The sequence below is a fragment of the Amycolatopsis sp. NPDC034160 genome (assembly GCF_055575355.1).
In genome coordinates this window covers 341,073-366,501 of the sequence record NZ_JBVISU010000001.1, presented here as the reverse complement: position 1 = coordinate 366,501, position 25,429 = coordinate 341,073, and the positions used below count along the sequence as shown (strand labels likewise).

The 25,429-nt window shown below is 67.5% G+C and carries 25 protein-coding genes; 15 read left to right on the top strand and 10 right to left on the bottom strand.

Annotated elements, in window-relative coordinates:
- Positions 1-84 precede the first annotated feature (84 nt).
- From ACZ54P_RS01805 to ACZ54P_RS01770, 8 genes are all read left to right on the top strand, one after another.
- Positions 85-390 carry a hypothetical protein gene (locus ACZ54P_RS01805; RefSeq protein WP_465459661.1) on the top strand — a complete coding sequence of 102 codons (306 nt, stop codon included), beginning with the start codon at positions 85-87 and terminating at the stop codon, positions 388-390.
- The gene (murJ, locus tag ACZ54P_RS01800; protein WP_465460209.1) at positions 333-2,456 is read left to right on the top strand and encodes a murein biosynthesis integral membrane protein MurJ; all 2,124 of its coding nucleotides are present in this window, start codon (positions 333-335) and stop codon (positions 2,454-2,456) included. Before ACZ54P_RS01805 ends, murJ begins: the two co-directional genes overlap by 58 nt.
- A 119-nt stretch (positions 2,457-2,575) precedes the next feature.
- Positions 2,576-4,138 (top strand): protein kinase family protein, encoded by a 1,563-nt coding sequence (locus tag ACZ54P_RS01795; protein WP_465460208.1) that lies wholly within the window; start codon positions 2,576-2,578, stop codon positions 4,136-4,138.
- A 31-nt stretch (positions 4,139-4,169) separates the two neighbouring features.
- A complete protein-coding gene (gene sigM / locus ACZ54P_RS01790; protein ID WP_465459660.1) occupies positions 4,170-4,829 on the top strand; it encodes an RNA polymerase sigma factor SigM in 660 nt (219 codons plus the stop codon).
- Positions 4,826-5,611 carry a hypothetical protein gene (locus ACZ54P_RS01785; RefSeq protein ID WP_465459659.1) on the top strand — a complete coding sequence of 262 codons (786 nt, stop codon included), beginning with the start codon at positions 4,826-4,828 and terminating at the stop codon, positions 5,609-5,611. Before sigM ends, ACZ54P_RS01785 begins: the two co-directional genes overlap by 4 nt.
- Before the next feature lie 174 nt (positions 5,612-5,785).
- Positions 5,786-6,781, top strand: a complete 996-nt coding sequence (gene trxB / locus ACZ54P_RS01780) for a thioredoxin-disulfide reductase (protein ID WP_465459658.1) — start codon at positions 5,786-5,788, stop codon at positions 6,779-6,781.
- A gap of 38 nt (positions 6,782-6,819) precedes the next feature.
- Entirely contained in the window at positions 6,820-7,143 is a 324-nt protein-coding gene (gene trxA, locus ACZ54P_RS01775) for a thioredoxin (protein ID WP_061981640.1), read from the top strand.
- 261 nt (positions 7,144-7,404) lie between these two features.
- Positions 7,405-8,553, top strand: a complete 1,149-nt coding sequence (locus tag ACZ54P_RS01770; protein WP_465459657.1) for an N-acetylmuramoyl-L-alanine amidase — start codon at positions 7,405-7,407, stop codon at positions 8,551-8,553.
- Between the two features lie 359 nt (positions 8,554-8,912).
- Here ACZ54P_RS01770 and ACZ54P_RS01765 read toward each other — a convergent pair whose 3' ends face one another.
- Complete coding sequence (locus ACZ54P_RS01765; RefSeq protein WP_465459656.1) at positions 8,913-9,557, bottom strand: GNAT family N-acetyltransferase; 645 nt, start codon at positions 9,555-9,557, stop codon at positions 8,913-8,915.
- A 195-nt stretch (positions 9,558-9,752) separates the two neighbouring features.
- Between ACZ54P_RS01765 and ACZ54P_RS01760 the strand changes: the two genes are divergently transcribed.
- Positions 9,753-11,072: an aminotransferase-like domain-containing protein gene (locus ACZ54P_RS01760; protein WP_465460207.1), complete on the top strand. Its 1,320-nt coding sequence runs from the start codon at positions 9,753-9,755 to the stop codon at positions 11,070-11,072.
- A gap of 37 nt (positions 11,073-11,109) precedes the next feature.
- Entirely contained in the window at positions 11,110-12,060 is a 951-nt protein-coding gene (locus ACZ54P_RS01755; RefSeq protein ID WP_465459655.1) for a D-alanine--D-alanine ligase family protein, read from the top strand.
- A gap of 48 nt (positions 12,061-12,108) precedes the next feature.
- Here ACZ54P_RS01755 and ACZ54P_RS01750 read toward each other — a convergent pair whose 3' ends face one another.
- The 9 genes from ACZ54P_RS01750 to rpmH all read right to left on the bottom strand — a co-directional run bounded on the left by ACZ54P_RS01750 (position 12,109) and on the right by rpmH (position 18,115).
- A complete protein-coding gene (locus ACZ54P_RS01750; protein WP_465459654.1) occupies positions 12,109-12,567 on the bottom strand; it encodes a hypothetical protein in 459 nt (152 codons plus the stop codon).
- A 33-nt stretch (positions 12,568-12,600) separates the two neighbouring features.
- Complete coding sequence (locus ACZ54P_RS01745) at positions 12,601-13,617, bottom strand: ParB/RepB/Spo0J family partition protein (RefSeq protein WP_465459653.1); 1,017 nt, start codon at positions 13,615-13,617, stop codon at positions 12,601-12,603.
- Positions 13,614-14,543, bottom strand: coding sequence for a ParA family protein (locus ACZ54P_RS01740; RefSeq protein ID WP_465459652.1), 930 nt, complete (start codon positions 14,541-14,543; stop codon positions 13,614-13,616). Before ACZ54P_RS01740 ends, ACZ54P_RS01745 begins: the two co-directional genes overlap by 4 nt.
- A 64-nt stretch (positions 14,544-14,607) precedes the next feature.
- On the bottom strand, positions 14,608-15,288 hold the full coding sequence (gene rsmG, locus ACZ54P_RS01735; RefSeq protein ID WP_465459651.1) for a 16S rRNA (guanine(527)-N(7))-methyltransferase RsmG: 681 nt from the start codon (positions 15,286-15,288) through the stop codon (positions 14,608-14,610).
- Between the two features lie 246 nt (positions 15,289-15,534).
- A complete protein-coding gene (locus tag ACZ54P_RS01730) occupies positions 15,535-16,092 on the bottom strand; it encodes a Jag family protein (RefSeq protein WP_465459650.1) in 558 nt (185 codons plus the stop codon).
- A gap of 30 nt (positions 16,093-16,122) precedes the next feature.
- On the bottom strand, positions 16,123-17,223 hold the full coding sequence (gene yidC / locus ACZ54P_RS01725; RefSeq protein ID WP_465459649.1) for a membrane protein insertase YidC: 1,101 nt from the start codon (positions 17,221-17,223) through the stop codon (positions 16,123-16,125).
- 4 nt (positions 17,224-17,227) lie between these two features.
- Complete coding sequence (gene yidD / locus ACZ54P_RS01720) at positions 17,228-17,533, bottom strand: membrane protein insertion efficiency factor YidD (protein ID WP_465459648.1); 306 nt, start codon at positions 17,531-17,533, stop codon at positions 17,228-17,230.
- A 4-nt stretch (positions 17,534-17,537) separates the two neighbouring features.
- Positions 17,538-17,948, bottom strand: coding sequence for a ribonuclease P protein component (gene rnpA, locus ACZ54P_RS01715; protein ID WP_465459647.1), 411 nt, complete (start codon positions 17,946-17,948; stop codon positions 17,538-17,540).
- Positions 17,949-17,971: 23 nt separating this feature from the next.
- Positions 17,972-18,115 (bottom strand): 50S ribosomal protein L34, encoded by a 144-nt coding sequence (gene rpmH / locus ACZ54P_RS01710; protein ID WP_005154511.1) that lies wholly within the window; start codon positions 18,113-18,115, stop codon positions 17,972-17,974.
- Between the two features lie 605 nt (positions 18,116-18,720).
- On the opposite strand from rpmH, the gene dnaA reads away from it, so the two are divergent.
- The 5 genes from dnaA to ACZ54P_RS01685 all read left to right on the top strand — a co-directional run bounded on the left by dnaA (position 18,721) and on the right by ACZ54P_RS01685 (position 25,288).
- A complete protein-coding gene (gene dnaA / locus ACZ54P_RS01705; RefSeq protein WP_465459646.1) occupies positions 18,721-20,358 on the top strand; it encodes a chromosomal replication initiator protein DnaA in 1,638 nt (545 codons plus the stop codon).
- Positions 20,359-21,281: 923 nt separating this feature from the next.
- Positions 21,282-22,415 (top strand): DNA polymerase III subunit beta, encoded by a 1,134-nt coding sequence (dnaN, locus tag ACZ54P_RS01700; RefSeq protein ID WP_020632653.1) that lies wholly within the window; start codon positions 21,282-21,284, stop codon positions 22,413-22,415.
- A 37-nt stretch (positions 22,416-22,452) separates the two neighbouring features.
- Positions 22,453-23,340, top strand: a complete 888-nt coding sequence (gene gnd / locus ACZ54P_RS01695; protein WP_465459645.1) for a phosphogluconate dehydrogenase (NAD(+)-dependent, decarboxylating) — start codon at positions 22,453-22,455, stop codon at positions 23,338-23,340.
- A gap of 26 nt (positions 23,341-23,366) precedes the next feature.
- Positions 23,367-24,521, top strand: coding sequence for a DNA replication/repair protein RecF (gene recF, locus ACZ54P_RS01690; protein ID WP_465459644.1), 1,155 nt, complete (start codon positions 23,367-23,369; stop codon positions 24,519-24,521).
- Positions 24,522-24,727: 206 nt separating this feature from the next.
- A complete protein-coding gene (locus ACZ54P_RS01685; protein ID WP_465460206.1) occupies positions 24,728-25,288 on the top strand; it encodes a DciA family protein in 561 nt (186 codons plus the stop codon).
- The last annotated feature ends 141 nt before the right edge of the window (positions 25,289-25,429 follow it).

Genomic DNA, 25,429 nt, shown 5'->3' with positions numbered 1-25,429 from the left:
GCCGATTACCCTGGGTCGAACGATGCCACCGGGCATCAGGTAGTCGAGCACCGAGGATTGGGCGCACGTTGGAACGAGAGCCGGGTGTACCGCCCGAGCGTGCAGGCCGTCCCCGGCGCGAAGGTACGCCGCACCCATCCCACTCCGCCGAGCCCACGCCCCGCCGCACCGATGGCCCGGTACGCCGTCCGGAGCGGCCAGCACGCCCCGAGCGCGGGGAACGCCGTCAGCCGCCACCGCAGCTCCCGCCGGAACGCGGTGAGCGCCCGCGCCGTGCGGTGCCCCCGCCTACCGGACCGCCGCCGTCCGTGCCGCCGCCTCCTCAGCAGCCGGTGGACGGCCGCCGTCCGCGGGTCGTCGGCCGACCCGACGACGAGACACGGCGGCTGAGGCCGCCCCAGAAACCACCTCAGAATCCGCCGGCACCGAACCAGGCGCCGCCCAAGAAGCCGCCGCGGAAGGTGCCTCCGCCCGCGACACCGCCGTCGCAGTCGACGCCGCCTCCGCCGACCCGCCGTCAGCCGGTTCCGCCGCCTCCGGTGCCGCAGCCGTCCCAGAATCCACCCCAGCGCCGTCCGCCGACGGCGCCGCAGGCGCTCAACCAGACACCGCCTCCGCCGCATCGAGGGCGCCGTCAGCCGCCACCGGTCCGCCCGTGGCAGGTCGAGCGGCGCGACGAACCCGACGCGACGCGGTTCATCCCGCGCACCCCCGGTGTCCCGATGGGATCGCGCTGGCCGGTCGCCGACCCCGACGTCCTCCGCCCGTACGACCAGCTCGCCACGCAGGTCATGCCGGCGATCAAGGACGCGCCGCTGGTCAAACCGCGGCCGGGGGAGACCGGTGAGCAGGACGCCGCCCCGGCGAAGGCGCCGTCGATCGCGAAGTCCAGCGGCCGGATGGCGATCGCCTCGCTGATCAGCCGCATCACCGGCTTCGCGTGGAAGCTGCTGCTGGTGGCGGCCATCGGCGCCCAGGTGGAGAACGACTCGTTCAACGTCGCCAACACGATGCCGAACATCATCTTCGAACTGCTGATGGGCGGTGTGCTCTCCAGTCTCGTGGTCCCGCTGCTCGTGCGGTCGCAGGACGACAAGGACGGCGGCGAGGCCTACACGCAGCGGCTGGTCACGGTGGCGGGCACGCTGCTCGTCGTCGGGACGGCCATCGCCGTCCTCGCGGCGCCGCTGATCACCAAGCTCTACGTCGACGACAAGGGCCAGGCGAATCCGGAACTGGTCACCGCGTTCGCGTACCTGCTGCTGCCGCAGATCTTCTTCTACGGCGTGTTCGCGCTGCTCTCGGCGATCTTGAACGCGAAGCACGTCTTCGGCCCGACAGCCTGGGCGCCGGTGATCAACAACCTGGTCGTCATCTTCACGATCCTCGTGGTCTGGATCATGCCGGGGAACATCTCGACCGACCCGGTGTCGATCACCGACCCGAAGCTGATGACGCTCGGCCTCGGCGTGACCGCGGGCATCGTGGCGCAGTCGGTGCTGCTGATCCCGCCGCTGCTGCGGTCCGGGTTCAAGTTCAAATGGCGCTGGGGCATCGACAAGCGCATGAAGGAGTTCGGCGGGCTCGCCCTGTGGACCGTCGGCTACGTCGCGGTCAGCCAGGTGGGTTACACGATCACCACCCGGGTGCTGACCAGCGGTTCGGAAGGCGGGGTGACCGCCTACAGCAACGCGTGGCTGCTCTTCCAGCTGCCGTACGGCGTCATCGGTGTCTCGCTGCTGACCGCGATCATGCCGAGGATGAGCCGCGCGGCCGCCGACGGCGACCACAAGAAGCTGATCGGCGACCTCTCCTACGCGTCGCGCCTCTCGACGGTGACCCTCCTGCCGATCTCCGCGGTCATGACCGTCGTCGGCGGTTCGGTCGGCATCGCGCTGTTCACCTTGGGCAAGGGCACGGTCGAGAACGCGTCACGGATGGGCGAGGCGCTGGCCATCTCCGCGTTCGCGCTGCTGCCGTACGCGCTGGTCATGCTGCAGATGCGGGTCTTCTACTCGATGAAGGACGCGCGGACGCCGGTGCTGATCATGATCGTGATGACCGTGGTGAAGGTGCCGCTGCTGTACCTGTGCCCCGTCCTGCTGTCGCCGGACAACATCGTGCTCGGCGTGATGATGGTCAACGGCCTCACGTTCGTCGTCGGCGCGATCCTCGGCCAGGTTTGGCTGTGGGTGACCCTCGGAAACCTCCGGAGCAAGCGGGTTCTCGGGGTGATCCTGTTCACGGTCGTCGCGAGTGTGCTCGGGGTCGGCGCGGCGTGGCTCGCCGGGCGGATCGTCCCTGACTCGTTCGGGCCTACTTTCCATGCCTGGGTGAAACTTCTCCTGCAGACGGCGGTCGGGATCGTCGTGTCGTTCGGCGTGCTCATGGCCCTCAAGGTCGAGGAATTGAAACCCGCCACGACCAGGATCACCCGGTTGATCAAGCGCGGATAACGATTCACGCACGGATGGCGCGCGTTCACGCGTCGTATTCTGGGTACTCTCGGGTGGGAGCTACGCGGGAGAGTGCGGTGGATACGAGACGGAGCGAACAGGCAGGGGAGGCGAGCCAGGTGGGCATCCGGGCCCAAAGCGGGTCGCTGGCCCCTGGCCGGGTCGTCGGTGACGGCCGGTATCGCCTGCTCGCACAGTTCGGGGTGGACGAACGAGCCGCCGCGCATCTTTGGCGTGCCCGCGATGGGCAGCTGAAGCGGGATGTCGCGCTGACGCTGCTGGTCGGCGACCCGGCGGACGCGGAAGCCGCGAGGCTCGCGCGCCGGACGCTGGAGCGCGCCGCGCACGCGTCGAAGTTCGGCCACGGCGGCGTCGCCCGCGTCCTCGACGTGCTCAGTCTCGGCAGCGGCGTCACCTCGAGCGAAGGTCTGCTCGGTGTCGTCGTGGCGGAATGGACCAAGGGCAGCGACCTGGTCGACCTGGTGGCGCAACGTCCGGTGGCGCCCGCCGCGGCGGCCCGGATGGTGCAGGCGCTGGCGGAAGCCGTCGACCACGCCCATCAGAACGGTCTCGTCCTCGGCCTCGACCACCCGCAGCGACTGCGGCTCACCCCGGACGGCGCGCTGAAGCTCGCCTTCCCCGGCCCGCTTCCCGAAGCGACCCTTCGCGACGACGTCAAGGCGCTCGGCGCGGTCCTGTACCTGCTCCTGACCGGTCCCTGGGCCTTGCCCGGTGGTCCCGCCGCGATCCCGGCCGCGCCACTCTCGCCGAACGGACGGGTCATCCCGCCGCGCTCGCTGGTCCCGACGGTCCCGGTCGAGCTGTCCTCACTCGCCGTCCGCACCATCGAGGACGGCGGCCACGGCGGCATCCGCACCAGCGCCGCCATCCTGCGCGTGCTGGACCAGGTCGCCGAAGCCGAGGAACGCACCCAGCTGATCAAAGCCGTCGGCGAAGACGAAGCGGTCGCCGAACCGGATGGCACGGTCTGGACGACGAAGAAGCCGGTCAAGGACGTCGCGCGGCGCAAGAAGCTCGCGTTCGGCGTGACCGTGCTGGTCGTCGCGACCGTGGTGATCCTCGCCTGGGGCGGGATGATGCTGATCAACCTGTTCCAAGGCGATTCGAAATCGAGCGGTCCGCAGATCAACGTCGCCGCGTCGCCGTCTTCGCAGGCCGCGCCGCCCCCAGGCGAGCAACCGCCGGCTCAGCAAACGACACCCGCGCCTCCCGGCGTGGGCGCGGCGGTGAAGCCCTCCGCTGTCGCCGTGTTCAACCCGGGCAGCAGGGGCGACAGTCCCAACCGCGCCAAGAACACCACCGACGGCGACGCGGGCACCGCGTGGAAGACCGACGAGTACGACAAGCAGTTCCCGGTGCTCAAGGACGGCGTCGGGCTGATCATGACCTTCAAGGATCCGGTCAACCTCAGCCAGCTCAAGATCGACGCGGGAAGCCCCGGCTCGAAGGTCGAGATCCGGTCTGCCGACAAGAAGAACCCCAAGCTCGACGAAACGAAGGTCGTCGGCAGCGGAGAACTCGCGGCGGGCGAATCGACCATCGCGTTGCAGCAGCCCCAGCAGGGTCAGTACTTCATCATCTGGATCACTCAGCTAGGCGAAAATGACGAAGGCAAGTTCGTCACCGAAATCAAAGAGCTGACGTTCCTGCCTGCGGGGTGACGCAGATCAAGGGGTCAGTAGGCTCTCACGAGTGACAGCTGCAGCTCCCACGGACGCGGATCTCATTGCGGCGCATGCCGCCGGGGACCCGCACGCGTTCAGTGAACTGGTCCAGCGACATCGAGACCGCATGTGGGCGGTGGCCCTGCGCACCGTGCGGGATCCGGAAGAAGCCGCGGACGCCCTGCAGGACGCGTTCATCTCCGCGTTCCGCGCAGCGGGCAATTTCCGAGCGGAATCGCAGGTCACGACGTGGTTGCACCGCATCGTCGTGAACGCGTGCCTCGACCGCATCCGGCGGGGCAAGGCCAGACCGACCGTCCCGCTGCCCGAGACAGGGCAGTACAACGAGCCCGCCTCGCCCCGCGACTCGATGTCCGAGCGCGAGACCAGCCTCGTGGTGAAGGAAGCCCTCGACCAGCTTCCCGAAGAGCAACGTGCCCCGATCGTGTTGGTCGACGTCGAGGGATACTCCGTCGCTGAGACGGCGAAGATGCTCGGCATCGCGGAGGGCACGGTCAAGAGCAGGTGTGCCCGAGGTCGCGGGAAGCTCGCGAAGGTTCTAGGACATCTGCGGAACCCCGATGCGATTGCGAACGTCCCAACTCACGAAAGCAAACGAGAGCGCGCTACCCCGCAACGGGGTGCCAGGCGTCCTCAGGGCACGCCGGGTGACGGGGAGGGACGATGACAGACGAGAGCAGGGGGATCGGTGGGACCGTCGGTCCGCCGTGGTCTGTCGATGTGCTCGCCGACCTGCACGCAGGTGTGCTGGACGAGCGGGAGGCGGCCGAGCTGTGGCCGCTGGTGAACGCCGACCCCGAAGCACTGGCGATCATCGAAGCACTTGAAGCGACCACGGCCGACCTCGCGGGACTCGCGAACGAGCCGGTCGCGCCCATGCCCGCGGAATTCGCGGCCCGGCTCGACGCGGCGCTGGCCGCCGAGATGCGGGCGTCGCCTGCGTTTCAAGGCGCACCTCAAGGGCAGCAGGCGCAGGTCGCCCCGGTGGTGGACCTCGCGGCCGCACGGCGGAAGCGGAACAAGCGGATCGGCTGGGGTGCCGGGATAGCGACCGTGGCCGCGGCGGCCATCGCCGCCGTCGCGATCGTCGTGCCCACCACGCAGCAGACGACACCGGGCGGCGTCGCGCAGCCTCCGCCCGCACCCATCGGCCCTTCGGTCGGCGGAGACGGCGGCGGAGCGGAAGCCCTCGTCGGCAAGGCGATCGGCGTCCGCGACTTCGGCTCACTGAAGACCGAAGAACGGCTCGACGCCTGTGTCGCCGCAGCCGGACTGGACCCCGACGTACGCCCGGAAGGCATCCGGCCGGTGAACGTCGCGGGCAAGGATGGCGTGATGGTGATCTACACCACAGGTAAACTCGCCCAGTTCCGCATCGTCGCGTTCGGCGCCGACTGCGGCCCGGGCAACCCGGCGATCCTCTTCGACAAGATCATCGGACAGAAGTAGCGGTTCAGGCGATAGCAGCGGTAGTAAAGGTCCCTTGCTCCCCCGGCGGGGGAGCAAGGGACCTTTGCTGTCGCCGACGCAAGGCAGGAGAAGTAGCGCCGGTCACCCTGGGAACACCGGCCCCTACGATCGTGTTGAGCCTGGTGAACAGGTCACTACGAGCGGAGGTCACGGGTGGCTGCCGAGGAGATCAGGAACCTGATCGTCATTGGATCTGGTCCTGCGGGGTACACCGCCGCTGTCTACGCGGCACGAGCGCAACTCGAACCGTTGGTGTTCGAGGGCACTCAGTTCGGCGGTGCGTTGATGACGACGACGGAGGTCGAGAATTTCCCCGGCTTCCGCGAAGGCATCCAGGGCCCCGACCTCATGGAAGAGATGCGTGAGCAGGCCAAGCGTTTCGGCGCCGACCTGCGGCAGGAGGACGTCGAGTCCGTCGAGCTGACCGGGGACGTCAAGTACGTCTTCGCGAACGGCAAGCGCTACGCGGCCCGCGCGGTCGTGCTCTCGATGGGCGCCGCGGCCCGCTATCTGAACGTCCCGGGTGAGCAGGAACTGCTCGGCCGCGGTGTTTCGGCCTGTGCCACCTGCGACGGTTTCTTCTTCCGCGACCACGACATCGTGGTCGCCGGCGGCGGCGACTCCGCGATGGAGGAGGCGACCTTCCTGACGAAGTTCGCCAAGTCCGTCACGATTGTCCACCGCCGCGAGGAGTTCCGTGCCTCCAAGATCATGCTGGAGCGCGCCCGCGAGAACGAGAAGATCAAGTGGGCGCTCAACAAGCAGATCACCGAGGTCGAGGGGGACGGCAAGGTCGAGGGCCTGAAGCTCAAGGACACAGTGACCGGCGAGGAGTCGAAGCTGGACGTGACCGGCTTCTTCGTCGCGATCGGCCACGATCCGCGCAGCGGACTGGTGCGCGGCCAGGTGGACCTCGACGAGGACGGGTACGTGCTCACCAAGGGCCGGACCTCCTACACGAACCTGCCCGGCGTTTTCGCGGCCGGGGACTTGGTGGACCGCACCTACCGGCAGGCGATCACCGCCGCGGGTTCGGGCTGCGCCGCCGCGATCGACGCGGAACGATGGCTGGCGGAACACGCCGGTGTCGAGGCCGCGCAGGAAACCCCCGAGCTGGTCGGCGGCGGCTACGGCGCCTCCGCCAACTGACTTCACAGCACCCCGTTCACCACCCCAGAGGAGACACCATGAGCAACACCGTGAAGGTGACCGACAAGTCGTTCGTCGACGACGTGCTGACGAGTGAGAAGCCCGTCCTGGTCGACTTCTGGGCGACGTGGTGCGGTCCGTGCAAGATGGTCGCCCCGGTGCTCGACGAGATCGCGGCGGAGCACGGCGAAAAGCTGACCATCGCGAAGCTCGACATCGACGCCAACCCGAACACTGCGCGTGACTACCAGGTGATGTCGATCCCGACGCTGATCCTGTTCCAGGGCGGCAAGCCGGTGAAGCAGATCGTCGGCGCCAAGCCGAAGGCGGCGCTGCTCTCTGACCTCGCCGACGTCCTCTGATCTGGCGTTTCACCTGCCGAAACCCGGGGCCTGCCCAGGCTCCGGGTTTCGTCGTTCCGCAGAGCGGGTATTCCGGGTCGTCACGGCAACATCATCATGGTGTTCGAACGGGTTCCCCGAACGGGGAGCTGACGCACCGACCGGGCCTCCGCGCTCACCGAGAGTTCACAGGGCACAATAGAGCACCGGGGTTCGCCCCGCAGAGTTTTCACGTCGTGCATCGAGCTCGATTCGGTGCCCCAAGGGAAGAGCGAGGAGTGCATGCGGGTACTCCGCCGCGGTGACGCCGGGCCGGACGTCGCCGAGATCAGGTCCACGCTTGCGGCGATGGATCTGCTCCCGCCGGTGACCGAATCCGGGGAGTACGAGGTCTTCGACACGCCTATGGAACACGCTGTGCGGGCGTTCCAGCAGCGTCGTGGGCTGATCACCGACGGACTGGTGGGCCCGGCGACCTACCAAGCACTCCGTGGCGCCAGCTTCCATCTGGGGAGCAGGCCGCTGGCCTACATGTTCGCGGCGCCGGTACACGGCGATGACGTTTTCGCCCTCCAGGAGCGGCTGACCGAGCTCGGCTTCGACGCCGGCCGCCCGGACGGGCACTTCGGTGCGCAGACCGAACGCGCGCTCAAGACCTTCCAGCGCGACATGCGACTGGTCGCCGACGGCATCTGCGGTCCGGCCACCATCCGCGAACTGCACCGTCTTTCCTCGCCGCGGGCCCGCGGCGGCCGCCCGGTCTTCCTGCGTGAGCAGGAGCAGGTGCGCCAGGCAGGCCCCCGGCTGCGCGGCAAGCGCATCGTGATCGACCCGGGCCACGGTGGCGAAGACCTCGGCGTCGTCGCCGGCGGTCTGCGTGAAGCGGACCTCGCCTGGGACCTGGCGCGACGGCTCGAAGGCCGGATGAAGGCCACGGGTATGGAGGCGCTGATCTCGCGCGGCCCGAATCAGAGCCCCAGCGAGGGTGAACGCGCGAAGTTCGCCAACGAGGCGGGCGCCGACCTGTTCCTTTCGCTGCACAACGACCAGAACCCCTCGCCCAAGGCACAGGGGGTGGCGAGCTTCCACTTCGGCACCGGCAACGGCACCACCTCGACCGTCGGTGAGCTGCTCGCGGGCTTCATCCAGCGCGAGCTGGCCGTCCGGACTGGCATGCGCGACTGCCGCACGCACTACAAGACCTGGGAGATCTTCACCCGTACCCGCTGCCCGGCGGTGCGGATCGAGATCGGTTACCTGACCAACCCGGAGGACAGCCGCAAACTCGCCGACCCGGCTTTCCGCGACGTCGTCGCCGAAGGCATCCTGGTCGCCGTGAAGCGCCTCTACCTCCTCGGCGAAGGGGACCAGCCGACCGGCACATTCACCTTCGCCGACGTCCTGGCCCACGAACTCGCCAAAGCGGAGTAGCCAGTCCTCCACACCCGCACGCGGGCGCACATTCCCCTGCCGACGCTCTCGGCACAACCCGTTGTGTGCCCTCTCCCCGGACGACGCCACCCCTAGCCCCACGCGGTGCGCAGCCCCCGCCCTTCCCGGGGGGCGTCCCCAGGTCCAGCCTACCCATCCACAGAGTTTCCACGGCTCCTATCAGGGATCTGTGGATAACTCGGCGGGTTACCCACAGCTGTCCCCAGGGTGGGGGATGGCCGCTGCGCGTACCCGAAAACTCTGCTAAAGCCGCGCAATGAAGGGACCTTTCATAGCAAATTCCGCAATGAAGGACGCTTTCGTTGCAACCGGAGTCGAGCCTCCGGGAGTGGCGAAGCTCAGGCGCGACCCATGCTCGGCTCGGCGGTGGTGATGGAGACCTGGCCGAGCAGCCGTTCGAGAGCCGCCTCCACGTCTTCCTTCCACGAGATCGCCGACCGGAGTTCCAGTCGCAGCCGCGGCCACCGCGGATGCGGCCGCACGGTTTTGAACCCGACGCTCTGCAGGAACGCGGCAGGCAGCACGCAACTGTGCCCGCCGTCCGGATCGGTCTCGTCGGGTTTGGCGTCGCCGAAGGCCTCGATCGCGCGGACACCGCGTTTGGTCAGGTCCTTCGCGACGGCCTGCACCAGCATGCGGCCGAGTCCGCCGCCCTGGAATTCGGGGAGGACCTGGAAAGCGGTCAGCAGGACAGCGTCCGGTCCGGGCGGGGAAGTCGGGAAGGCCAGCGAACGCGGCACGGCGTTCGGCGGCGCGTAGAGCACGAAGCCGACGGGCAAGGTGTCGCTGTAGACGATCCGGCCACAGGAGCCCCATTCCAGCAGCACGCTGGAGACCCAAGCTTCCTTTTCGACCTCTGTCGCGCCGTATTCCTCGGCCTGCGCCTTCAGATGCGGAGCCAGCTCCCAGTACACGCAGCGGCGGCAGCTCTTGGGCAGGTGTTCGAGGTTGTCCAGGGTTACGCCCACGACGCGACGCGACACCGACAAACCTCCCTGAACGACGACACCCGACTCAGCCCTGTCCCGAGCACGGCTCGCTGAAGGGGTCCAGACCGAGGATAGGCCGATGTGATGAACACCGGAAGGCCAGGGCCCCACAAGGGAGGGTGGTTACACTCGATGGAACTACCAGTCGGTAGCGACTATGTCCACTTCGAAGCACGGGTGAAGCGCCTGATGACCGAGAACCGCCCTGTCCGGCCACAGGCCGGCCGACACAACCTCGACCCGCATCTCGACCGCTACGCCGCGCGTACGGCCGGGATGACTGCTTCCGAGATCAGGGCTTTGTTCGCGGTCGCCAGTCGCCCCGAGGTGGTATCACTCGCCGGCGGGATGCCGAACCTCGCCGCTCTCCCGCTGGACACCTTGTCCACGCAGGTCGGCGAACTCATCGCCGAAGAAGGCTTGGTCGCGCTCCAGTACGGCTCCGCGCACGGCGTCCCGGCGCTGCGCGAACAGATCTGCGAGGTCATGGCCGTCGAGGGCATCAAGGCCCACCCGGACGACGTCGTCGTGACCGTCGGCTCGCAGATGGGCCTCGACATGGTCACCCGGCTGTTCTGCGACCCGGGCGATGTCGTCATCGCCGAAGGGCCGTCGTACGTCGGCGCGCTCGGCTCGTTCGCCGCGTACCAGGCGAACGTCGTCCACGTCGCGATGGACGACCACGGGCTGGTCCCCGAAGGGCTGCGCGCCGCGCTCGCCGAGACGAAGAAGGCGGGCCAGCGGGTCAAATTCCTCTACACGATCCCGAATTTCCACAACCCCGGCGGTGTCACGCTGGCCGTGGAACGCCGCGCCGAGATCGTGGAGATCTGCCGCGAGCACGACATCCTCATCGTCGAAGACAACCCGTACGGCCTGCTCGGCTTCAGCGGCCAGACGTACCCGTCGCTCCGCTCGATCGACCCCGACAACGTCGTGTACCTGGGCTCGTTCTCGAAGACCTTCGCCTCCGGCCTGCGGGTCGGCTGGGTGCTCGCACCGCACGCCGTCCGGGAGAAACTGGTGCTCGCGGCCGAGTCCGCGACGCTTTGTCCGCCGACGCTTAACCAGTTGATCGTGTCGCGATACCTCTCGACCCACGACTGGATGGGTCAGATCAAGACCTTCCGCGAGAACTACCGGGAGCGCCGGGACGCGATCCTGTCCGCGCTCGATCAGCATATGCCGGACGGCTGCACCTGGACCAAACCCGACGGCGGTTTCTACGTCTGGATGACCGTCCCCGAAGGCGTCGACACGAAGGCGATGCTGCCGAGGGCCGTCACCGCCCGGGTCGCCTATGCCTCGGGGACCGGTTTCTACGCCGACGGTTTCGGCAGCAGACAGCTCCGTCTTTCCTATTGCTACCCGACGCCCGAGCGGATCCGCGAAGGCGTCCGGCGGCTCGCCGCGGTGCTCGAGTCCGAAATGGACCTCGCGCGTACCTTCGGTAACGTGAGCCCACGCTCGATTTCGGGGCCGCAGAACCCCTCTCCGGACACGGTCTGATCGACCGGGCGTCCCCATAGACACAAAGGAGTCCTCGGTGGTCGACCGCACCGTTGCCGTGCTCGCAGGCGGACTTTCCCACGAACGCGATGTCTCTCTCCGCTCCGGACGCCGGCTCTCCGCCGCACTGCGGGAGGAGGGTCTCCTCGTCGAAGAGTGGGACACCGACGCAAGCCTGCTCGAACGTCTTCGCACCCAGCGCCCCGACGCGGCCGTCGTCGCCCTTCACGGTGGTGAGGGGGAGAACGGTTCGGTGCAGACGGTGCTGGAGATGCTGGACGTGCCGTACGTCGGCACCAGTTCGCAGGGCTGCCGCCGCGCGTGGGACAAGCCGACGGCCAAGGCACTGGTCGCCAATTCGGGCTTCACCACGCCGGACTGGGTCGTGCTGCCGCACAGCATCTTCCGCGAACTCGGCGCGCAAGCCGTACTGGACGCGATGGTCGAAAAACTGGGCCTGCCCCTGATCCTCAAGCCCCACCAGGGCGGTTCGGCACTGGGCACCCAGGTCGTGAAGGAGGCCGCAGACCTGCCCGCCGCGATGGTCGGCTGCTTCGCTTACGGCGACACCGTTCTCGCCGAAAAGTACATAGACGGCGTTGAGGTGGCCGTGACGGTCATCGAAGGCGAAGGCGGTGCTGAGACCCTGCCCGCGGTCGAGATCGTGCCGGAGAGCGGCGTGTACGACTACACCGCTCGCTACACCGCCGGCCTGACTGATTTCTTCACCCCCGCGCGGATCTCCGACGACGCCGCCAAGGCGGTCAGCGAGTTGGCCGTCGCCGCGCACCGGCAACTCGGGCTTCGCGACATCTCGCGGACCGACGCGATGGTCGCCGAAGACGGCACGGTCTACTTCCTCGCGGTGAACCTGTCGCCGGGCCTCACCGAGACGTCGACGGTGCCGATGGCGATCGAGGCCGGCGGCGCCACCCTCGGCTCGGTCTTCGCCGACCTCGTCGGACGAGCGGTTTCCCGCAAGAGCTGAATCGGATTGGACGAAGGGGACTTGCCCAGGACGGGCGAGTCCCCTTTTTCATTCCCGAGCGACCGCCACGACCTGATAGTCATCCTCGTAGATGACCACCCCGGGATCCGCCGACCGGACGGTCTCACACGGAACATCGTGCGCCTTCAGGATCGCGAGGTAGCCGTCGACCCGCTCGATGAAGACACGGGCCGTCACCTTGAACCACGCTGCGGCGCCGGGGTTCACCGCCGCGTCATAAACGCTCGGATCGCTGTGGGCCGGGTTGATGAAGTTCGCGTCATACCAGTCGTTGGTCGCCCGGCGAAAAGCTTCTTGCTCGACGGTCAGGCGACCGACTCGGGCGAGCCCGTTCACGAGACCGAAGACGCCGGTGAAGTTGCCTCGCTTGTCGCGAGTCGGGCTCTGAAAGCGAACGAAGGGAAGGTCGCTCGCCAACTCCTCATCGATCCGTTTCACGGGAAACATCCCAGCACTCAGCGTGACAACGTCCTCATCGCTCCGCAATCGTCACCGTGACAAAACGGCCCGGGGTGATCCCTAATCGGTTTTCGATGTCTGATTTGCCTGATTTTGATCCATGAGGGCGACAATGCGTTCAAGATCGTCAACCGACCCGAATTCGAGGGTGATCCGGCCCTTTCGGCGGCCGAGGTCGACCTTCACCCGGGTGTCGAACCGGTCCGAAAGCCGGTTCGCCAGTTCCTGGAGACCCGGCGCCTGGATCGGCTTGCGGGGAGCGGGCTTCGGCTTGGCAGGCTTCTCGCTCTTCTTGAGCGTGACGGCTTCCTCGGTCGCCCGGACCGACATGCCCTCCGCGACGATCCGCGTGGCGAGCTCTTCCTGACTTTCGGCATCCTCGAGAGAGAGCAGCGCCCGCGCGTGTCCGGCCGAAAGCACCCCGGCTGCGACCCGTCGCTGGACCGCGAGGGGGAGTTTGAGCAAGCGGATCGTGTTCGTGATTACCGGGCGGCTACGTCCGATCCGGCCCGCCAGCTCCTCATGCGTGACCGCGAACTCGTCTAGCAGCTGCTGATACGCGGCCGCCTCTTCGAGCGGGTTCAGCTGAACGCGGTGGATGTTCTCGAGTAGAGCGTCGCGCAGCATCGCCTCGTCGGCGGTCTGGCGGACGATCGCCGGGATCGCCTCCAGCTCCGCCAGCTGAGAGGCGCGCAGCCGCCGCTCGCCCATGACGAGCTCGTACTCGTCGGGTCCGAGCTCCCGGACCACGATGGGCTGCATGAGCCCGAACGCGCGGATCGAATGCTCGAGTTCGTTGAGCGCCTCTTCGTCGAAGACCTGCCGCGGCTGCTTCGGGTTCGGCTTGATCTGGCTGACCGGCACCTCGCGGTAGACCGCTCCGGCCACCGCGCCACCGTGCGAACCGGCCGCGCCGTTGGCCGCGAACCAGCCCTTGTCGTCCGGCCCGGTCGGACCGGACGGAGGAGCGGGGACCGCGGTGGAACCGTTCTCGGCCGGGGCCGCAGAGCCCGGTGGCGGACCGGTGGGGATCAGGGCGGCGAGCCCTCGCCCGAGCCCCCCTCTGCGCTCGCTCATGCCGTACCGCTCCTTTCTTTCATCTCCGCCCCACGCTGGGCGATCTCCTTCGCCGCGTCCACGTAGCTCATCGCGCCCCGTGAACCCGGGTCGTACGCGAGGACCGTCTGCCCGTACCCGGGCGCCTCGGACACCTTCACACTGCGCGGGATCACCGTCTTGAGGACAGTGTCCCCGAAGTGATTCCGGACCTCGTTCGTCACCTGATCGGCCAGCTTCGTCCGGCCGTCGTACATGGTGAGCAGGATCGTGGAGACGCTGAGTTCGCGGTTCAGGTGCTTCTGGACGAGCTCGATGTTGCTCAACAGCTGCCCTAGACCTTCGAGCGCGTAGTACTCGCACTGGATCGGGATCAGTACCTCCTGCGCGGCGACCATCGCGTTGACGGTCAACAGACCGAGCGAGGGCGGGCAGTCGATGAAGACGTAGTCGACGCCGATCTCGTCGAGGATCTCGGCCGAGAGCGCCTCCTTGAGCCGCATCTCGCGGGACGCCATGGAGACGAGTTCGATCTCGGCGCCGGCGAGGTCGATGGTCGCGGGCACGCAGTAGAGGTTCGAAGACTGCTCGCTTTGCGCTGCCGCTTCGGCGAGCGACACCTCACCGATCAGCACCTCGTAGATCGACGGCGTGCCGGAACGGTGCTCGATGTCCAGCGCGGTGCTCGCGTTGCCCTGCGGGTCGAGGTCGATCACGAGCGTCTTGAGTCCGTGGACGGCCAGTGCGGCGGCGAGGTTCACCGTGCTCGTCGTCTTACCGACCCCGCCCTTCTGGTTGGCGACCGTCAGCACGCGCCGACGGGCGGGCCGGGGGAGTGCGCCCTCCTTGGGGTGCAGCACGCTGGCGGCTCGGACGGCTTCCTCGGCGATGGGCGTCCAGCCGAGTTCGCGGCCAGTGCTCGCGGGGTCGGACGGTGGGGGAGTCACCGGTCTTGAACCTCCTCTGTAGTGGACGTGGGAGTCGTTCTGCCTTGTTTCACGTGGAACCGGACTAGCTACGCCTGCCGCGCGGCCGAGACAGTTTCGGAGGCAGGCGGTGAATCACGACGACCGTGCTGGGAACCTCGAGCACCTTGGTGCCACACTCGAAGACCTCCGGCTCGCCGCCGCCGGCCTTCCGGACAGCGGCGCGATCGCGCTCGATTTCCTCTCCAGCGCTCGCTCCTTTGAGGGCGACCAGAGCACCGTGGGAACGCACCAGCGGAAGGCACCAGCTCGCGAGCCGGGCCAAGGGGGCGACCGCTCGGGCGGTGACGACATCCGCGTCACCGAGCTCCTCGCGCACCTGCCGCTCTTCCGCGCGCCCGCGGACAACGGTGATGGGGAGTTCCAGCTTCTCGGCAACCTCAGCCAGCCAGTCGACCCGGCGAGCCATCGGTTCGAGCAGAACGATATCGAGGTCCGGTCGGCTGATCGCGAGCGGTACACCCGGAAGCCCCGCGCCCGACCCGACGTCGACCACGCGGGCGCCGTCGGGGATTCGTTCGCCGATCACGGCGGAGTTCAGAACGTGTCGCTCCCAGAGCCGGTCGACCTCCCGGGGACCGATGAGCCCGCGCTCGACGCCGTAGCGCTCCAGAAGTTCGACATAGCCGACAGCTTGCTCGACGCGGTCTCCGAACACCTCCGTCGCCGCACTCCGTACCGATGCGGCGACCCCGTCCAAGCCCACTCTTGCTCCTCAACCTCAACGCCGTTTCACGTGAAACGCGCTCCACTGATTGTCCATGACGCCGACAGCAAAACGGGGAGACAGACCGCAACTGTGGACAACTCCACTCGTCCCGGAGACGGCGTGCGCGTTTCACGTGAAACGCCATGCGTGTGATTCGCACCGCGACGGTACCCGGCGACCGTCCCTAGATATAAGGAAGCGGCCCGCCGGATGACCGGCGGGCCGCTTCGCTCAGAGAAATCGTCAGGCGGGGAAGATGACGACCCGGCGCTTCGGGTCCTCTCCTTCGCTCTCGCTCTTGACCCCGTCGACTGCGGCGACCGCGTCGTGCACGACCTTCCGCTCGAACGGGCTCATCGGCTGCAGCCGGACACGCTCGCCGGAGGAGAGCACCGTCTCGGCAGTGGAGCGGCCGAGCTCGCGAAGCTCCTCGCGACGATCCGCGCGCCAGCCCGCGACGTCCAGCATCAGGCGGCTCCGCGAGCCGGTCTCCTGCTGGACCGCCAGCCGCGTCAGCTCCTGCAGCGCTTCGAGCACGGTGCCGCGCGGGCCGACCAGCTTCTCCAGATCCTCGCCACCGTCGATGCTGACGATCGCGCGGCCCGCCTCGACATCGAGGTCGATGTCGCCGTCATAGTCCAGAAGGTCGAGCAGCCGCTCCAGGTAGTCGCCGGCGATGTCGCCCTCTTTCACGAGGACGTCGTCGTCGACACCTCCCTTGCGAGCGGTCTCGTCAGCGACGTCCTCGGTCTCGGCCGCGCTGTTCTCCTCGGCGTCGATCGTGTCGATCGTCTCCGCCATTCTTAGTCTCCTCTCCAGCCCAGATCGGCGTCAGCGACGCTTCCGGCCTGATTTCTTAGTCGAGTCCGAGATGAGACCGGGCACGTCGGCGCCGTTCTCCTTCGAGCCGTTCGTCGACGGCTCGGCCGCTGTGTCCTTGGCGTCCGTCTTCTCCGCGGCGGGTGCGGTCTGGGCGAAGCCGTGAGGCGAGCCCGCCTTCTTGACCTGACCGCCGGAGGACTGCTTGTTCCGCTTCTGCTGGACCGGCTTCTGGCCGGGGCGCGGCGCGGTCGGCCTCTGGCCGGGCTTCGGGCCGAGGTTCGCGCGCTTCTCCTTCTCGGCCTGCTTGCGGGCCTCTTCTTCCTTGTCGATCTTCGTGTAGACGAGCCGCTGCTGCATCAGGGTCCAGCCGTTGTTCGCGAGCCAGTAGATGAGCAGACCGATCGGGAAGAGCGCACCGAAGACGAGCACACCGATCGGGAACACGTACATCGTCAGCTTGTTCATCATCGCGGTCTGCGGAGTCGCCGACTCGGGGTTCTGACGCTGGACCGAGTGGCGCGCGGTGAGGTGCGTGGCGATGCTCGCGATGATCATCAGCGGGATGGCGACCGGGGCGACGCCCCAGTGGAACCCAGCGGCCGTGTTACCGCCACTGACCATGTCGACGCCGGTGTAGATGGCATCGCCGAGGTTGACCCCGAACAGCTTCGCGTGAACGTAGGACTCGACGCCGGCCTGGTCGAAGAAGTAGTTCTCGGTCTTCGGTCCGCCGTACGGGTTGATGGTGAACATCCGCAGGACGTGGTTCAAACCGATGAAGACCGGGATCTGGAGCAGCATCGGCAGGCAGCTGCCCAGCGGGTTGACGCCATGCTCCTTCTGGAGCTTCTGCATCTCCATCGCCTGGCGCTGCCGGTCGCTGGAGTACTTCTTCTGGATCTTCTTCATCTCCGGCGCGAAGTCCTGCATCTTCTTCATCGACCGGACCTGGTTCACGAACGGCTTGAACATGATGCCGCGGACGGTGACCGTCAAGAAGATGATCGCAAGGACCCAGGAGATCGCGTTCGCCTCACCGAACACGAGCCCGAAGACCTTGTGCCAACACCACAAGATGAAGGACACGGGGTAGTAGATGAAGTCGAGCACTGAGCTACTCCTCGATCGGTGTTTCGGGTCGGCGGCGGCGCCACGAGAAAACCTCGGGTACCGGGTCGCGGCCGGGCGGAGTCCACGGGCCGCAGCGCAGCAGTCGCCGGGCCGCGAGATAGCTACCGCGGCCGGCGCCGTGCCGGGTCAGTGCCTCGACGGCGTACGCGCTACAGCTCGGGTAGAACCGGCACGCCGGAGGAAGGAAAGGAGAGATCGCCTTGCGGTAGAGCTTGATGGGCAGCAGCAGTACCCATGCCACCGGACCCGGCCGGGCCGCTTCGGTGGTCTCGTTCTCGGTGGCTCGCATGCCGTTACACCGCAGCTCCGTTGTCGGGGGGTCGCGCCTGGCGGGACTTCCCGGTGACGACGGAATGCCCGGACAGCCCGAGGCGCCGCAACGACGCGTCGAGGTCCGAACCGAGTTCCGCGCTGGACGCGTCCGCGGCCGGTGGTAGTGCCCGTATCACCAACGAGCTGCCCGGCGGCAGTGTTCCGATCCTGGCGGAAATGAGATGCCGCAACCGGCGGGTGACCCGGTGGCGGACCACCGAGTTGCCCACGGCCTTGCTCACCACAAAACCCGCCCGCGCCGCTTCGGCGGCGTCGGGCGGGTCCGTGGTCAACGCATGGACGACGAGGCGGCGCCTGCCTGCCTTGGCCCCACGCCGCATCACGGCACGGAAATCCTCACTGCGCCGCAAACGCGCGGCGGCCGGCAGCACGACGTCCCTCGACGACGGCAGGATCAGGCGGACAGCGCGCCGCGGCCCTTGCGACGGCGAGCCGCCAGGATCGCCCGGCCCGCGCGGGTCCGCATCCGCAGCCGGAACCCGTGGACCCGGGCGCGTCGGCGGTTGTTCGGCTGGAAGGTGCGCTTACCCTTGCTCACGACTTACTTCTCCTGTTTCTCGGCCGCCGGGAACGGTTCGACCCGTTCCTGGCGTGTCGTGCTGACGCACGGCAGTCTCTGGTGTCTCCTACCAACGTGTGGCCTCGTCACGTCGAGCGACGACAACGTGGGCACGCGAAACGCCCCCGCTGTATACGGGAGACCTTACGAGGGTACGCACTCACCGGCGGGGCTCGGCAGGCACCCCCTCGACCACGGACCGCGACCTGGCGTGGGGAGTGATCATCCGCGACGCGCGGGTACCGAATGGCCACACGCCGTACACCGTGAAATGCTTGCTCACGAGGGTGCCTTGTGGCAACTGGCGGGGCTTGTTAGCGTGCCCCTCCCGGGTTTTCGCCGAGGTGGAGCGGTGCAGGCGCCCGGGCGTCCTGGGGATGTGGAGGCATCCCATCGGCATACGTCGAGCCCGCAGGTGACGTCGCCGCGGACCGCCGTACATTAGTGCACAGCTGTGGACAACTATGTGGATATTTGCTGTGCGCATGAACTGATCGGGCCAAGATGACGCTCGAAGGAGTTCTTCCGGGCGTTCGTTGAGTGCTCTCGCCGCACGCACCGATGAGGGGAGGGGAGTCAGGCAGGTGTCCGATCACCAGCACAATCTTGGCGTCATCTGGGAACAGGTCGTGCGTGAACTGTCCGATGGCACCCTCTCCCCGCAGCAGCGCGCCTGGATGCGGGTCACCCGGCCGATCGGCCTCCTCGACGGCACCGCCTTGCTCGCCGCGCCCAGTGACTTCGCCAAAGAAGCGATCGAACGTGCCCTTCGCGGCGCGATCACCGAAGCCCTTTCGCGACGGCTCGGCCGCGCGGTCTCTCTCGCGGTGAAGGTCGACAGCACCGAGACACACACCTCGATGCCTCCCCCCGCGCCCGGTCCTCGCTACGACCCGTCACCCGGCCGGGTGGAAAACGGCACCGGTCCCTCGCATGGCACCCCACCGTTGCCCGAGGGCGACGGCATGCTGTCCCCGAACCGGCCCCGGCCCGAGCCGCCGAAACCGCGGCCGCCGATGCAGCCGAGGCACCCGGTCGACAACAGCCTCAACGACGGCGACGACAGTGATGAAGAAGTCGACGAAGAGGGCGAGGCCCTCGCCGCCGTGACCGAGATCTGGCCGACCTTCTCCGGCCAGCCGATCGCGGGCCAGCCCTACACCGCGCCGGCGCAGCCGCAGACGTCGAAGACGAAGCTGAACGAGAAGTACACCTTCGACACCTTCGTCATCGGCGCGTCGAACCGTTTCGCCCACGCCGCCGCGGTCGCGGTCGCCGAAGCACCGGCGCGCGCGTACAACCCCTTGTTCATCTGGGGAGAGTCCGGACTCGGGAAGACCCACCTGCTGCACGCCGTCGGGCACTACGCCCAGCGGCTGTTCCCCGGCATGCGCGTGCGGTACGTGTCGACCGAAGAGTTCACGAACGACTTCATCAACTCGCTGCGAGACGACCGCAAGGTCGCGTTCCAGCGCCGCTACCGCGACGTCGACATCCTGCTCGTCGACGACATCCAGTTCCTGGAAGGCAAAGAAGGTACGCAGGAAGAGTTCTTCCACACCTTCAACACCCTCCACAACACGAACAAGCAGATCGTCGTCTCCTCCGACCGCCCGCCGAAGCGCCTCGAAACGCTGGAAGACCGGCTGCGCACGCGGTTCGAGTGGGGCCTCATCACCGACATCCAGCCGCCCGAACTCGAAACGCGTATCGCGATCCTTCGCAAGAAGGCCGCACAGGACAGGCTCGCGGTACCCAACGAGGTACTGGAGTTCATCGCTTCGCGCGTCGAGGCGAACATCCGGGAACTCGAAGGCGCGCTCATCCGCGTCACCGCCTTCGCGTCGCTGAACCAGCAGCCGGTCGACGTCGGACTCGCCGAGATCGTGCTCCGGGACCTCATCCCGGATTCGCACGCGCCGGAGATCACCGCGCCGACCATCATGGGCGTCACGTCGGAGTTCTTCGACGTAAGCCTCGACGACCTCTGCGGTCCCGGCAAGACGAAGGCGCTCGCGACCGCGCGCCAGATCGCGATGTACCTCTGCCGCGAACTGACCGACATGTCACTGCCGAAGATCGGGCAGACCTTCGGCGGCCGCGACCACACGACGGTCATGCACGCGGACAAGAAGATCCGCAAGGAGATGGCCGAACGCCGCCGCATCTACGACCAGGTGCAGGAGCTGACCTCCCGCATAAAACAACGCGCGAGGCAGTAATCCCTTAGCACACAAGGACTTCAGGGGCTCTCACCGTCCAGGTGGGAGCCCCTTCTTCATGCCGTCTCGCAGCTCAGGCGGCCGTCCACATAGGTCCGGACCGCGTGTAGAGCCGCGAAGAGCGGGTATCTGACCGACATGACGTACGCGCGCGAAGCAGCCGAAGAGCGCCTACGCACGCTTCGCGTTTTCCCTTGTGCACAAAGGAAATCCACATGCTGTGGGTACTTTGTGCACAACTCACGCAGGCTCGGGGCCAGCGACGACGGGGTTTTCATCCACATCGCGCTCACAGGAAATCCACAGCATTTCCACACCATGATCCACAAGCTGTCCCCAGGTTGTCCCCATTCTGTGCACAAGGATTACCCGTGCTGCCCGCATCACTCTCCCGAGCGATTCCGGTCACGAACCGGACCCACAGCCCCTGGGTACAAATCGCCGCACAACTGGGGATAACTGTGGGGACAACTGTGGATGACTGTGGACAGATCGAGCGCCGCCCGAAACCATCCACCGACGGGCCGAGCTGTCCACCGTCCGTACACACCCTGGGTCCACAGGGTCCGAGGCATCCGGACCTGCGCGAACGAGGCTTGTCCACACAATCCACAACGCCTATTACTACTGCTGTTCTTAGTTCTTCTTAAGAAGGGAATAAAACAAAAACAGGCGAAGGACGAATCTGGGGACAGCTTCGAGCCGTGTCGTCTTGTCGACAAAACCAAGGGGAGGCCGAGGTGACGCGGACCCCGGGGACGGCCTAACGTGGGTCCCTGCACCTGGTCTGCGTGTCGACGTGCGTTCGCGTCCTCGCCGGACCGGACAACACCTGCGAGGCACCTGGCCATCGCGCTCTCCGGCCGCGGTGACCCGTTGAGCTTTCGAGCCGTCAGGGGCTCGGCTGTCGAAAGGAAGCGCGCATGAAGATCCGCGTCGAGCGTGACGGGCTGGCCGACGCCGTCGCGTGGGTGGCGAGAAGCCTCCCGTCGCGGCCTCCGGTCCCGGTTCTGGGCGGTGTCCTGCTCGATGCGGGATCCGACGGGACGAGTGACGCACTCACCGTCTCCGGATTCGACTACGAGGTCTCCGCCACGGTCGGCGTCCCGGCCACCATCGCCGACGGCGGCCGCCTGCTGGTCTCCGGCCGTCTGCTGGCCGACATCACCAAGTCGCTGCCCGCGCAGCCGGTCGAGATCTCCGTCGACGGCGCTCGCGCGACCATCACCTGCGGCTCCGCGCGCTTCTCCCTGCCGACCATGCCGGTCGAGGACTACCCGCAGCTGCCGTCCCAGCCCGCCTTCGCCGGTGAACTGACCGGTGACGCCTTCGGTCAGGCGGTCACCCAGGTCGTCGTCGCCGCGGGCAAGGACGACACGCTCCCGATGCTGACCGGGATGCGGCTGGAGATCTCCGGCTCCTCGCTGACCCTGGTCGCCACCGACCGCTTCCGGCTCGCCATGCGCGAGTTCACCTGGGAGCCCGCCGAGGGCCTGTCCGACGCCGCGGTGCTCGTCCCGGCGCGCACGCTCGCCGAGGCCGCGAAGACGCTCGGTGCCAGCGGCGCCAAGATCCGCCTCGCGCTCGCCAGCGGTGAGGGCCTCCTCGGCCTCTCCGGCTCCGGTCGCTACACCACGACCCGTCTCCTCGACGCCGAGTTCCCGCCGTACCGGCAGCTGCTGCCCGCGCAGCACACGTCACGCGCGGTCATCGAGGTCTCCGCGCTCGCCGAGTCGATCAAGCGTGTTTCGCTGGTCGCCGAACGTGGCACCCAGGTGCGGCTGGAGTTCAACGACGGTTCGCTGCGGCTCTCGGCCGGTGGCGACGACGAGGGTTCGGCCGAAGAAGAACTTCAGGTCGATTACGAAGGTGAGCCGGTGACCATCGCGTTCAACCCGGGTTACCTCGTCGACGGGCTCGGCGCGCTGAACGCGAACCGGGCGGAACTGACGTTCACCACGCCGAACAGGCCGGCGCTGATCAAGCCCGCCGACGAAGAGGGCAACGTCGTCCCCGGCTACCTGTACCTGCTGATGCCGGTCCGGCTCCCGGGCTGACCGGCCTTCGTTTTCGTTCGCACCAAAGGGGATCTTCATGGTTCAGCTGGGACTCATCGGCCTCGGCAAAATGGGGTTCAACATGCGCGACCGGCTGCGCGGCGCCGGTCACGAGGTGATCGGTTACGACCGCAACCCGGACGTCACCGACTCCACGTCGCTCGAGGACATGGTGTCCAAACTGGACGGTCCGCGGATCGTCTGGATCATGGTGCCCGCCGGTGAACCCACCCGGCAGACCGTCGCCGAGCTCGGCAACCTGTTGTCCGAGGGCGACCTCGTGATCGACGGCGGCAACTCGAAGTACACCGACGACCGCATCAACGCCGACCTGCTCGCGACGAAGAACATCGGCTACCTCGATTGCGGGGTCTCCGGTGGCGTGTGGGGCAAGGACAACGGCTACGGCCTGATGGTCGGCGGCGCCGCTTCGGACGTCGAAAAGGCCATGCCGATCTTCGACGCGCTTCGTCCCGAGGGTCCGCGCGAAGAGGGCTTCTCGCACGCCGGTGCCGTCGGCTCCGGGCACTACGCGAAGATGATTCACAACGGCATCGAGTACGGCATGATGCAGGCCTTCGCCGAGGGCTTCGAGCTGCTCGAAGCCGCGAAGGTCGTCGAGAACGTGCCCGCGGTCATCAAGGGCTGGCAGCGGGGGACCGTCGTCCGCTCGTGGCTGCTCGACCTGCTCGTCCGCGCGCTCGACGAGGACCCGGAGCTGGACGACCTCGAGGGTTACGTCGAGGATTCCGGCGAAGGCCGGTGGACGCTCGAAGAGGCGATCAACAACGCGGTGCCGGCGCCGGTCATCTCGGCCGCGCTCTTCGCGCGGTTCGCCTCCCGCCAGGAGGACTCCGCCGCCATGCGTGCCGTCGCCGCGCTGCGCAACCAGTTCGGCGGGCACGCTGTGAAAAAGGTCCAGTGACGACGGCCGGCCACTAGGCAGACGGGTTGTACCTAAGACATCTCCAGGTCACCGATTTCCGGTCCTGGCCACTGGCCGATCTCGCGCTCGAACCCGGACCGACCGTCCTCGTCGGACAGAACGGCCGCGGCAAGACGAACCTCCTGGAGGCGATCGGCTACATCGCGACCCTGGGTTCGCATCGCGTCGCGACGGACGCACCCTTGGTGCGGCATGGCTGCGAACGCGCGCTGATCAGGGTCGCGGTGGTCAACGACGACCGCGAACTGACCGTCGAGCTGGAGATCACCCCGGGCAAGGCGAACCGCGCGCGGATCAACCGCGGCTCGGTCGGCAAGCCCCGTGACGTGCTGGGCATCCTGCGCACGGTGCTGTTCTCCCCGGAGGACCTGGCACTCGTGCGCGGGGATCCCGGCGAGCGCAGACGCTTCATGGACGAGCTTCTCGTGCTGCGCGCGCCCCGGTACGCCGGGGTCCGCGCCGACTACGAGAAGGTGCTGAAGCAGCGCAACGCCCTGCTCAAGACGGCGGGCAAGCGGCGTACAGGACGTGAAGACCCGTACGCGTTGTCGACACTCGACGTCTGGGACGACCACCTCGCGGTGGCCGGGGCCGCGTTGCTGGCGGCCCGGCTCAACCTCATCGCTGATCTCGCGCCGTACGCGGCCGCCGCTTATATGGGGGTCGCGCCCGACTCGAGACCGGCGAAGATCGCGTACAGATCCAGCCTGGGCGAAGCGATGCCGGAGGGCTACGGCGTTCCGGACGGTCCTCGCGCCGAAGAAGCGGTACTCAAGGAAGTGCTGGTAGAAGCGCTGGGACGATCCAGGAACCTGGAGCTGGAGCGCGGGGTGAGCATGGTCGGCCCGCATCGGGACGAACTCGACCTCATCCTCGGTGAAGCACCGGCCAAGGGCTACGCGAGCCATGGGGAGTCCTGGTCGTTCGCGCTCGCACTGCGTCTGGGAAGCTACGAGCTCCTGCGTGGCGAGGCCGGGGAACCGGTGCTTCTCCTGGATGATGTGTTCGCCGAGCTGGACCGGCGTCGCCGGGCCCGGCTGGCGGAGGTGGCGGCAGGTGCCGAGCAGGTACTGGTGACCGCCGCCGTGGACGAGGACGTGCCCGCCGAACTGGCCGGGCGCCGGTTCCTCGTGGCAGATGGTGAGATCAATCCAGGGTGACCGGCGTGAAGCGGATACCCAGGGTGATCGGCGCCACAGCAGTTGCCCACCGATCTGGGGACAAACCTGTGGACAGTGTGGATAACACCGTGAACGCGTTATCGCCCCGCGTGACCAAGGGGCCTGAAAAGCGGCTTGACGCCTCCCAAAAGGGGGGTAACCCCAGTGAGGGAAGTCTGTTCGACACGCGGAGTGAGCAGCCGTCGATACCGAACGGCGCAACCGATACCGGCAGCAAGGAACCGGCTACCGGCCGTGATCTCGCCCATCTCGCACTGGAGGCCGCGAAGGCCAAAGCGAAGGCGCGCGGAGTCGAACCAGGCGTGCGCCGAGGCCGTATCACCGGAGGGGGAGCCGGTGCGAACGGACAAAGCCCACGACGTCGTCGCTGGTCAGGGCCGGGTGCCGACACACGCGACCCGCAACCGCTCGGCAGGCTCGCCTCGCGGCTCGCGGTCGACCGCGGCTGGAACACACGGCTGGCCAACGGGCAGGTCTTCGGCCATTGGGCCCGGCTGGTGGGTGAAGAGGTCGCCGAACACGCCCAGCCGGTGGCCTTGAAGGACGGCGAGTTGACCGTGCGTGCCAGCTCGACGGCGTGGGCGACACAGCTGCGCCTGCTCCAGGGGCAGCTGCTGACGAAGATCGCGGCCGGGGTCGGGCACGGCGTGGTGAAGAGGATGCGGATTCAGGGACCGACGGCGCCGAGCTGGCGGAAGGGGCCGCGGCACGTCCCGGGACGTGGCCCGCGTGACACGTACGGATGATCCGAGTTGCGCTTCGCCACGACTGTGCCACCAGCGCCCCGAGAACGCGCCCAGAGCGCTTCGTCAACGTCAAGACTCTTCTTCGAACGAATTAGCGCGTCTGGGAGCAAATCAGGGGTGTCCTTGCCGCATGCCAGCGAA

Bases quoted from the DNA above. Each gene is read 5' to 3' on its own strand.
- ACZ54P_RS01785 (WP_465459659.1), top strand. From the start codon at position 4,826: ATGACAGACGAGAGCAGGGGGATCGGTGGGACCGTCGGTCCGCCGTGG.
- trxA (WP_061981640.1), top strand. From the start codon at position 6,820: ATGAGCAACACCGTGAAGGTGACCGACAAGTCGTTCGTCGACGACGTG.
- ACZ54P_RS01770 (WP_465459657.1), top strand. From the start codon at position 7,405: ATGCGGGTACTCCGCCGCGGTGACGCCGGGCCGGACGTCGCCGAGATC.
- ACZ54P_RS01760 (WP_465460207.1), top strand. From the start codon at position 9,753: ATGACCGAGAACCGCCCTGTCCGGCCACAGGCCGGCCGACACAACCTC.
- ACZ54P_RS01745 (WP_465459653.1), bottom strand. From the start codon at position 13,617: ATGAGCGAGCGCAGAGGGGGGCTCGGGCGAGGGCTCGCCGCCCTGATC.
- ACZ54P_RS01730 (WP_465459650.1), bottom strand. From the start codon at position 16,092: ATGGCGGAGACGATCGACACGATCGACGCCGAGGAGAACAGCGCGGCC.
- yidD (WP_465459648.1), bottom strand. From the start codon at position 17,533: ATGCGAGCCACCGAGAACGAGACCACCGAAGCGGCCCGGCCGGGTCCG.
- dnaN (WP_020632653.1), top strand. From the start codon at position 21,282: ATGAAGATCCGCGTCGAGCGTGACGGGCTGGCCGACGCCGTCGCGTGG.
- gnd (WP_465459645.1), top strand. From the start codon at position 22,453: ATGGTTCAGCTGGGACTCATCGGCCTCGGCAAAATGGGGTTCAACATG.